Annotated in this window: 11 protein-coding genes and 1 tRNA gene; 1 reads left to right on the forward strand and 11 read right to left on the reverse strand. The window is 62.1% G+C overall.

Annotated features, from left to right (window positions below):
• Nucleotides 1-50: 50 nt before the first annotated feature.
• Nucleotides 51-127: transfer RNA gene (locus GE253_RS25330), tRNA-Met, on the forward strand.
• Nucleotides 128-333: 206 nt separating this feature from the next.
• Here GE253_RS25330 and GE253_RS25335 read toward each other — a convergent pair.
• From GE253_RS25335 to GE253_RS25385, 11 genes are all read right to left on the reverse strand, one after another.
• Nucleotides 334-1,137, reverse strand: a complete 804-nt coding sequence (locus tag GE253_RS25335) for a DUF2189 domain-containing protein (protein WP_153206937.1) — start codon at nt 1,135-1,137, stop codon at nt 334-336.
• Between the two features lie 10 nt (nt 1,138-1,147).
• Entirely contained in the window at nt 1,148-1,330 is a 183-nt protein-coding gene (locus GE253_RS25340) for a hypothetical protein (RefSeq protein ID WP_153206938.1), read from the reverse strand.
• Nucleotides 1,317-2,192, reverse strand: coding sequence for a cytochrome-c oxidase, cbb3-type subunit III (gene ccoP, locus GE253_RS25345; RefSeq protein ID WP_153206939.1), 876 nt, complete (start codon nt 2,190-2,192; stop codon nt 1,317-1,319). The genes GE253_RS25340 and ccoP overlap by 14 nt, the downstream gene beginning before the upstream one ends.
• A complete protein-coding gene (locus GE253_RS25350; protein ID WP_153206940.1) occupies nt 2,189-2,356 on the reverse strand; it encodes a cbb3-type cytochrome c oxidase subunit 3 in 168 nt (55 codons plus the stop codon). Before GE253_RS25350 ends, ccoP begins: the two co-directional genes overlap by 4 nt.
• A 1-nt stretch (nt 2,357) precedes the next feature.
• Entirely contained in the window at nt 2,358-3,083 is a 726-nt protein-coding gene (gene ccoO, locus GE253_RS25355) for a cytochrome-c oxidase, cbb3-type subunit II (RefSeq protein WP_153206941.1), read from the reverse strand.
• Nucleotides 3,084-3,087: 4 nt separating this feature from the next.
• Entirely contained in the window at nt 3,088-4,725 is a 1,638-nt protein-coding gene (gene ccoN, locus GE253_RS25360) for a cytochrome-c oxidase, cbb3-type subunit I (protein WP_153206942.1), read from the reverse strand.
• A gap of 75 nt (nt 4,726-4,800) precedes the next feature.
• Entirely contained in the window at nt 4,801-5,133 is a 333-nt protein-coding gene (locus GE253_RS25970) for a hypothetical protein (protein ID WP_173012838.1), read from the reverse strand.
• A complete protein-coding gene (locus tag GE253_RS25370; protein ID WP_153206943.1) occupies nt 5,120-5,527 on the reverse strand; it encodes a putative quinol monooxygenase in 408 nt (135 codons plus the stop codon). The genes GE253_RS25970 and GE253_RS25370 overlap by 14 nt, the downstream gene beginning before the upstream one ends.
• Nucleotides 5,528-5,581: 54 nt before the next feature.
• A complete protein-coding gene (locus GE253_RS25375; RefSeq protein ID WP_153206944.1) occupies nt 5,582-6,445 on the reverse strand; it encodes a VOC family protein in 864 nt (287 codons plus the stop codon).
• Nucleotides 6,446-6,551: 106 nt separating this feature from the next.
• Nucleotides 6,552-7,562, reverse strand: a complete 1,011-nt coding sequence (locus tag GE253_RS25380; protein WP_153206945.1) for an aldo/keto reductase — start codon at nt 7,560-7,562, stop codon at nt 6,552-6,554.
• A 153-nt stretch (nt 7,563-7,715) separates the two neighbouring features.
• Nucleotides 7,716-8,495, reverse strand: coding sequence for an alpha/beta hydrolase (locus tag GE253_RS25385; protein WP_153206946.1), 780 nt, complete (start codon nt 8,493-8,495; stop codon nt 7,716-7,718).
• Between the last annotated feature and the right edge of the window lie 222 nt (nt 8,496-8,717).

Here is an 8,717-nt window from a genome sequence, read left to right on the forward strand (position 1 = left end):
AAAAAACCCCAAACAAAAAGCTTCAGTGGCAACGCCACTGACACCTCTGACGCGGGGTGGAGCAGCCCGGTAGCTCGTCAGGCTCATAACCTGAAGGTCACAGGTTCAAATCCTGTCCCCGCATCCAATGCTTAAGCCGTTGATCCTCAAAAGGGATCAGCGGCTTTTTGCTGTCTGCGCCAACCTACCAAACTCCCAGCAGGTCACTGTGACCAGGACCATTGACGACCTCTGGAGGGCCATTGGAAACATATGCGACCTCTATACGATCCAGACGAACGCTGGAACTACTTCAAGGCCGCAGGATATGCATCCGATTAAAAGCACGATGCTCTAGCGACAGCGCATTTCCCGATAGGCGTGCCATGTGGCATGGCCCAAGACCGGAAAGACCAGCACCAAACCCAACAGGCCAGGAAGCAGACCCAGGATCAGCAGGGCCAGGACGATGGCCCCCCAGGTCAGCATCAAGGGCAGGTTGTTCCACACCATAACCATGCTGGTGCCCATGGCGGTCAAGGCATCCAGCCGTTCCGCGAGCAACATGGGCAGCGAAAAGACGGAGATGGCGAATGCAAAGGCAGCGAAAAGGCCGCCCACCGTTCCGCCAACCAGCAACAAGGTCCAACCCAGCGGGTCTGTCACAAGCATGGCTGCAACATGGTCCAATCCCGGAAACGGCTGCCAGCCGTAGAACAGAGCGTAAAGTAAAACGGCGGCGCGCATCCAAAGCAGCATCAGCAGGCAGAGCAGCACGCCCACGAACAGAATCTGCCGTCCCGATGCCGCCCTCACCCGCAGCATCGCGCCAATCCCGATCCGTTCCCCTATTCCCCGCCGTCGGCTTTTCTCATAAAGCCCGGTGGCGAAGGCGGGGGCCACGATGGCAAAACCCGACAGGGCTGGGAACAGGAAATAATCCCGCCCGATCCCGACCAGTCCCGCCACCATCAGCCAGGAAATCAGTAACATGACAACGCCATAAGTCAGGCTGCCGCCTGGATTGTCCCAAAGGTCGCGCCAGCCTGCACCAAGCCAGCCGAGCGCTGCCGAGGCTGACAGGCCCCGCGCGTGTGGGCTGATATGGGGCAGCGGCGGCACGGTGGGCGGGAGGTTGTCGTCGGGAACGGCGATCATGGTCACCCCATCAGCAGGCGGACTTGGCAGCGGTATAGCCGGTGGTGGCCGGCTTCACGCCTGGCTTTTGATGTGGCACACAGGCCGGCTGGCTTTCCAGAGCCACCATTATCAGATGCAGATTGGCGCCCAGCAGCAGGGCACAGCCCGCCGCCACCAGAAGAATCGTCCGCCAGTGCCTAATGAGTGCCATCAGTACCCCCTGCCGCCAGATCGGCGACATAAAGGGCCAAGACTTTGCGGTCCAACTCGGACAGGCGCTGATCCCAGCGGGGCATATGCCCCTGCCGCCCGAAGAAGATGGTTTTGAAGATCGTCTCCTCATCGCCACCGTAAATCCAGGTGGGATCGGTCAGGTTGGGTGCGCCCAGCTCTACTGCGCCATGCGCATCCTCTCCATGACAGGCGGCGCAATTCGCCGCGAAAAGGTCGCGTCCCAGTTCGGAGCCGGGGTTACCGCCGGACAGGGACCGGACGTGCCCCAGCACAGCCAGGATTTCGGGGCGCGACAGCATCTGGTCCCGTCCAAAAGCCGGCATCTGGGACACACGCGTTTCGGGATGGTCGGAATTGATCCCCACGCGGATGGTCTCCGCCAATACCTCTGGCGCACCACCCCACAGCCAGGAACCTGACGCCAGTGCCGGAAAACCCGGACCGCCGCGGCCGCCCAGCCCATGACAGGCGGCACAATTGTCGCCGAACAGCACGGCACCATGCCGACGCACCTGCCCCATCAGAGCAGGATCCGCCTGGATGCTGGCATAGTCGAGGCGCAGCACTGCGCCCCGCCATGGGGGCATCCGCTCCGCCGCCCGGCGCAGGTCGTGTTGCACCACCTGCCGCTGGTCGATGCCCAACAGCCCCTTGGTGTAGGTGTTGCCCAGCGGCCAAGCCGGCATCAGCACCCACCAGACCACAGCGAACAGGACGGTTGTGATCAGAAAGAACCAGACGGCCCTGGGCACGGGCGTGTTCAGTTCCTTGATGCCGTTCCATTCATGGCCGGTGGTCATGTACCCTGAGATGGGATCGCGCTCTGCCCCGCCGCTCATGGCTGGTCCTCCCCCCGCAGAACGGATTTCGCCGCATGATCGAAGCGTTTGCCGCTACCCGGCCAGAACGCATAGATCAATGTGCCCACCGACAGGGCCAGCAGATAGAAAAGGCCGAATCCCTTGGCGAACAGCAGGGTCAGCGCGTGACCTGTCTCCGGCATCTCATTCCCCCGGTGGCGGGCTGTTGGCGTGGGCGGCATTGGTGAGGCGGCCAAGGATCTGAAGATAGGCGATCAGTGCGTCCATCTCCGTCACCTTGCCAGGATCGCCGTCGAAGAGACGGGCCTGCGTGGCCTCGCCATAGCGGGTGGTCAGGCCGTCGCTGCCATCCGCACCCGCCTGGGCGATGGCGTCGGCAGTGGCATTGGTCACCATCTCATCCGTGTAGGGCACGCCCACCCGGCTCAACGCTTTCAGATGCAGGCCAAGATCATCGGTGCGCAGCCCCGTGGTGGACAGGAACCGGTAAGAGGGCATGATCGATTGTGGCACGACGGCACGCGGATCGATCAGGTGCGCCACTTGCCATTCATCGGAGTACTTGCCACCGATCCGGGCAAGGTCGGGCCCGGTGCGTTTGGAGCCCCATTGCATCGGGTGGTCGTACTTGGACTCCACCGCCAGCGAATAAGGTCCATAGCGCTCCACCTCATCACGAAGCGTGCGGATCATCTGAGAATGGCAGGCGTAGCAGCCTTCCCGGATATAGATATTGCGCCCAGCCACCTCCAGCGGGGTGTAAAGCCGCATGTCGGGCGCGTCCTCCACCGTTTCGTCGATGGTGAACAGCGGAGCGATGTCCACCAGCCCACCAATGGAGGTCACAAAGATAATGCCCAGCAACAGGGCCATGCCGTGTTTTTCCAGGCGGTAATGCAGTCCGAACATGGGTTCACTCCCCCGCCAGGATGGTCAGTGGTCGGTCGCCACCAGCCGGCTGCGATACCGTGTCGGGGCTGCGGATGGTCATCCAGACATTCCAGGCGCCGATGCCAGCACCCGCCAGGAACAGTGCCCCACCCACGGCGCGGGCGATGTAGTAGGGATGCATGGCCACAACAGTATCGATGAAGGAATAGGCCAGCGTGCCGCCCGAGTCATAGGTACGCCACATCAACCCCTGAATGACGCCTGAATTCCACATGGAGAAGACGTAGATAAGGGTTCCCGCCAGAGCCAGCCAGAAATGCGCCTCTACGGCCCAGGCGGAATGCATCCGCTGACGTCCCCAAAGCGCCGGGGTCAGGCTGTAAAGGGCACCGAAACTGATGAATGCCACCCATCCCAGGGCACCGGCATGTACATGTCCTATGGTCCAGTCGGTATAGTGAGAAAGCGAGTTCACGGCACGGATGGCCATGAACGATCCTTCAAAAGTCGTGAGACCATAGAAGATGGCCGCCACCATCATGAAACGCAGGGTGGCGTCATCGCGCACCCGGTGCCAGGCGCCGTTCAAGGTCAGCAGCGCATTGGCCGCCGATCCCCAGGAGGGGACCAGCAAGACCAGGGAAAAGGTCATGCCCAGCGTTTGCACCCAATGCGGAAGAGCCGTGTAATGCAGATGGTGGGAGCCCGCCCACATATACATGAAGGTGATGCCCCAGAAGCTTATGATGGACATGCGATAGCTGAAGATGGGCCGCTGGGCGCGCACGGGCAGATAGTAATACATCATGCCGAGGAAGCCGGCGGTCAGGAAGAATGCCACCGCATTATGGCCGTACCACCATTGCGTCATGGCATCCTGAACACCGGCGAAGGCGGAGTAGGCGCGGCTGTGGTTCCAGGCCACCGGCATCGCGATGTTGTTCACGATGTGCAGCATGGCAACGACGACGATAAAGGCCAGATAGTACCAGTTGGCCACATAGATATGCGGCTCCCGCCGTTGCGCCAGAGTGCGGAGATAGAGCACCAGATATGTCACCCAAACCACGCAGAGCCAGAGGTCCACATACCATTCCGGCTCGGCATATTCCTTGGACTGGGTGATACCCAGCGGGTAGCCGGACACGGCCAGCAGGCAGAAAAGGTTGTAACCCAGCAGCACGAACCAAGGGCTGAACTGACCCGCCAGCCGGGTGCGGCATGTCCGCTGCACCACGTGGAACGAGGTTGCGATCAGCGCATTGCCGCCAAAGCCGAAAATGACGCCTGTCGTGTGCATGGGCCTGATACGCCCGAAACTGGCCCAGGCCGCATCGACGGTGAGATGCGGATAGGCCAGCATCCAGGCCACCCAGTCACCCACCGCCAGTCCGAACAGCGCCCATCCCATGGTAAGGACGATGGCCACGCGACTGGGGGCATCGTAATATTCGGCAAGGCGTTCTGGTGGGGGCTCCGGTGCGTCCAGTCCGGAAATGACCAGGAAACTCAGGCCGACGGCAACGGCCAGGATCAGCCCGCCATGCAGGGCGAACAGATCGTCATTGGCGCCAGCCGCCATGACAAGGCCACACAGGGCCATAAGGCCAAGGAGGATCAGGGCGAACTGCCGCTCGGCGCGGGTAAGTTTTGCGACCATATGTTTCCTCATCCGACGGCGTGAGTGGAAACTGCGGGATCCGAGATTTTGGTGATACCCAGACCGTAGACGGGATTAACCATCATGGTATTGCGGATTGACAGCGCTGACAATGGAGATGGGGCATTGGCACAGGTGCGACATGGATAATCGTGCGGGTGGCCGACTATCATCTGCGCCAGCCGATCGCCCGCGGCGAACTCGGTCGAGATCCTTGTCGACAGCGATATTGGCGAGGTGGATGAGATCCACGCGCTGTTCCGCGGCACCCAGTTTCTGCCAGCGCGCGTGAGGGCTTTCCTTGATTATACGGTGCCGCGTATGCAGCACTTCCTGGCCGAGGGATGAAGCGAGCGCACCCGGAACGATCGTGTCGTTCCGGGTGCTGGGGATATCAGTGCTGGCCATGTCCCAGGACTTCCATCCGCATCACCTGCACGCCACCCTCCGCGAGATCGGGCAGCTTGGCGAACCAGTCCTTGACGTAAGGCATCGCGTTGTGCGCCTCGAAATCCTCCACGCTGGCGAAGATCTCGTAGAAGATGAAATGACCCGGTGCCGCCCGGTCTTCCTGCAGGAAATAGACGAGGTTCTTGGGGTCGCTCCGCACCAGCGCGACAAGCGGCAATGTCGCCGCGCGCAGATCGGCTGCCTTGCCCGGCTTGGCGCGCACTTCGGCGACGATCGAATAAGCACCGGCGGGAATGTCAGCGTAGTGGATGCCTGTGGCCTGCGGCTGCGCTGCTGCCGGTGAACCGGCAGCCATCAGCACAGCGACAAGCGGGATGAATTTGATCCACATGATTGATCTCCCTCTGTGGGGTTGGGGGGGCGGAGGCCATGCTCCGCCTCGCTGTCACGGAGCGCCGTCGGGCACCTGCCGGCGTTTGGCGAGCGCGTTGGCGAAGCGCTGCTTCACCGGTCCGAGCGCCTTGACGAACTCAAGCTGCTCGCCCTCAGGGCCCTTGCAGTAGATCAATTCCCACCCGTCCGATGGCGCCTCTGTCACCTTGTTGGTGTTTGCGCTCTGCGGTGCCGCCTTGCGCTCCGCTTCGGTGCGGACGCGGATGGTGCGATTGGCCCGCACTTGGTCCATGCCGCGCCGCGCGGATTCCGTTTCCAGATCCGTGATGAACTTGTTGAAGTCGACATCGTCGCGCACATGGAAACAGATGTGCATCATCCGCGGGAACGCCGGGCTCATGTTCGTGAGCGGCGGTGCGAAGCTGTTGGGGCCGCCCATCGGCTCTGCGGCATTGCGATATTGCAGCAGCTCGATCACCACATTATCGAACTGGATGAAGCGCACATCCAGGCGCTGGTCGCCGTCGCGCAGATTGGGCACCCCGACCGTTTGCGGATCGATATGGAGCTCATTAGCCCGGATGTCCTGATCGGCAAGCAGGGTGTTGTGAACCGGATCGCCCTGGAAATCGCCGTGGCGGAACACCTCGGTGCCGCCCAGCACTTCGGTGTAGAATTCATAGGCGCGCTCCATGTTCTGCACGGTCAGCCCGAAATGCTGGACGCCCTGCAGCCGGGCACCGAGGGGGCCGCTGTTGCGCGCGGCTGCCGACGAAGCACTGGTTTCTCTCGATGGGGTTGAAGCCGCCAGCGCCGGTCCGGCTGCAACGGCGCTGGCCACCATTGCGGCACCAGTCGTCGACAATAGTTCGCGACGGCCAAGGCCTGCCGCTTTGTTTCCTTCAAGGTCATGCATGGTCTTTCTCCTGTCCGTGCGAGAGGCGTTGATTTTTGACGTGAGGGGCCCTTCGGCCGAGGCAGGCTGCCTCGGCCGGGAGCTGGTGTTTCGGCTGACGTGAATGTCAGTCCGTGATGGGAAGCGGGGCGGCTGGGTTGATCAGACCGGCCGCCCGTAATTCGCGCCAGAAGTCGGCGGGGATCTGCTCTGCCAGCGCCGCGCGATCCTCGGCGATGCGGCCGGGACGGCTGGCGCCCGGGATCACGGCTGCAACGGCAGGGTTGGCGAGCGCGAACTGGAGACCGGCAGCCTTCATGCTGATCCCGTGACGATCGGCGATCGCCTTGATCGCCGCGACCTTGGCGAGGATCGCCGGTGTCGCGGGCGCATATTCGAAGTTGGGGCCGCCCACGAGTGCGCCCGAGCTATAGGGACCGCCGACGACGATCCCCAGCCCGCGTTCCGTGACCCTGGGCATGAGGCGCTGGAGCGCACGATCATGGTCGAGCAGCGTGTAACGGCCGGCGAGCAGGAAGGCGTCGGGTCGGGGCTCGTCGAGCTCAAGCAGCAGCTCGATCGGTTCGACCCGGTTGACCCCCAGGCCCCAGGCCTTGATCACGCCTTCGTCGCGCATCCGGTCGAGCGCCCGGAAGGCACCGCGCCGTGCGCTTTCAAAGACGCTCAGCCATTCGTCACCGTAGAAATCCTGGGCGACATCATGGACGAAGGCGATGTCGATATGATCGGTCTTGAGCCGCTTGAGACTGTCTTCGATCGAGCGATAGGTCGCATCCTCGCTATAGTCGTTGACGACCTTGTTGGGGCGGCCATAGGCGAACACATCGCCTTTCTCGCCATTGTCGCGCGGGCTCTCCTCGATCTCGTCGAGAATGACGCGACCGACCTTGGTGCTGATGACATAATCCTCGCGCGGTTTGCCGGCGAGTGCCTCCCCCATGCGGATCTCGGCAAGACCCGCACCATAGAAGGGCGCATTGTCGAAATAGCGGATGCCGTCGTTCCAGGCGGCTTCCACGGTTGCGAGCGCCTCTTCCTCGGGAATGTCGCGAAACATGTTGCCGAGCGGCGCCGCGCCGAAACCGAGCTTGCCGGGCAGGATATCCTTGAGTGCCATCGTCTGAACCTTTCATTCTGTGCTGTTCCCCGGATCCATCGTCCGGCTTCGTCGACCAGATACGCCTGGATCCGCTCGGGCAGTAGCCGGGCGGCGGTCCCAGCACTTTGGATTCAAATTCACAGGTCGCTCATGTGACGAGCAAAAGGGTCATCACCTCGCTCGTTCGGCATCCAGGCTTGCGGTTGCCGCCTCTTCGATCAAGCCAGCAACCGCCTTGGGGTCGGAAACATAGACAGCGTGGCTTCCGGAAACTTCGCGGATCGTCGCATGGGCCCGGCCAGCCATCCCATGCTGAGCGGCCGGTGGAATGACCCGATCTTCTTTCGGGATCAGGTACCAGCTCGGCTTTGTCTTCCAGGCCGGCATCGTGACCTTGCCGTCGAGTGCTGCAGCACCCCATGGCTGCTGCGAGTCCGCCATGAACGCCGCGATGTCAGGGGCCACATCCGCCGCGAAGACCGCAGGAAACTTGGCCTGGTCGAGCATCAGCAAACCATCCACCGGTGCAAGGATCGGCAGCGAGGGTGCGCCGGGCGGGGCACTGGCGACGATTGACGAAACGGACTCGCCCTGATCGGGCGCGAACGCGGCGACATAGACAAGCGCGGAAACTTTCGGGTCGGACCCGGCCTCGGTGATGACCACGCCGCCATAGGAATGACCGACCAGCACCACCCTCCCTTCGGATGCAGCGATCGCACGGCGGGTCGCCGCCACATCGTCGGAAAGCGACGTCGTCGGGTTTTGAACGACGATCACCTTGTAGCCATCCTTGCGCAGGATATTGTGGACCCCCATCCATCCAGAACCATCGACAAAGGCACCGTGGACCAACACAATGGTGGTGGACTTCTCGCCCGGTGCCGCCGTGACTGGAACGGATGCCGCGCCAAGTGTGAGCGCGGCAATGGTGGCAATCGTTTTCGTCATCTCATTTCTCCGTTTGGGTTCGATAGGGCCCGCATCACGAGTGAAAATCCTGGACGTTTGGCTTCACCGCCTCCTCGACGGACGCAGCCGTCAGAGTGGACTTGCCCTGGCAAAGTGGAGAGCCATCATCCTAAAATTTGGGTTTGATGGAGGTTTTGATGGTTCGAGTAAAGCAGGTCAAGATCACGGCGGAATTCAAGCGAGATGCGCTGCGGATTTTGT

The sequence above is a fragment of the Niveispirillum sp. SYP-B3756 genome, from assembly GCF_009495745.1.
Lineage (GTDB): Bacteria > Pseudomonadota > Alphaproteobacteria > Azospirillales > Azospirillaceae > Niveispirillum.

Coding starts and splice junctions, on each gene's coding strand:
- GE253_RS25375 (WP_153206944.1), bottom strand. CDS start 6,445: ATGCATGACCTTGAAGGAAACAAAGCGGCAGGCCTTGGCCGTCGCGAA.
- GE253_RS25370 (WP_153206943.1), bottom strand. CDS start 5,527: ATGTGGATCAAATTCATCCCGCTTGTCGCTGTGCTGATGGCTGCCGGT.
- ccoN (WP_153206942.1), bottom strand. CDS start 4,725: ATGGTCGCAAAACTTACCCGCGCCGAGCGGCAGTTCGCCCTGATCCTC.
- GE253_RS25350 (WP_153206940.1), bottom strand. CDS start 2,356: ATGCCGGAGACAGGTCACGCGCTGACCCTGCTGTTCGCCAAGGGATTC.
- GE253_RS25340 (WP_153206938.1), bottom strand. CDS start 1,330: ATGGCACTCATTAGGCACTGGCGGACGATTCTTCTGGTGGCGGCGGGC.
- GE253_RS25385 (WP_153206946.1), bottom strand. CDS start 8,495: ATGACGAAAACGATTGCCACCATTGCCGCGCTCACACTTGGCGCGGCA.
- GE253_RS25970 (WP_173012838.1), bottom strand. CDS start 5,133: ATGGCCAGCACTGATATCCCCAGCACCCGGAACGACACGATCGTTCCG.
- ccoP (WP_153206939.1), bottom strand. CDS start 2,192: ATGAGCGGCGGGGCAGAGCGCGATCCCATCTCAGGGTACATGACCACC.
- GE253_RS25335 (WP_153206937.1), bottom strand. CDS start 1,137: ATGATCGCCGTTCCCGACGACAACCTCCCGCCCACCGTGCCGCCGCTG.
- GE253_RS25380 (WP_153206945.1), bottom strand. CDS start 7,562: ATGGCACTCAAGGATATCCTGCCCGGCAAGCTCGGTTTCGGCGCGGCG.
- ccoO (WP_153206941.1), bottom strand. CDS start 3,083: ATGTTCGGACTGCATTACCGCCTGGAAAAACACGGCATGGCCCTGTTG.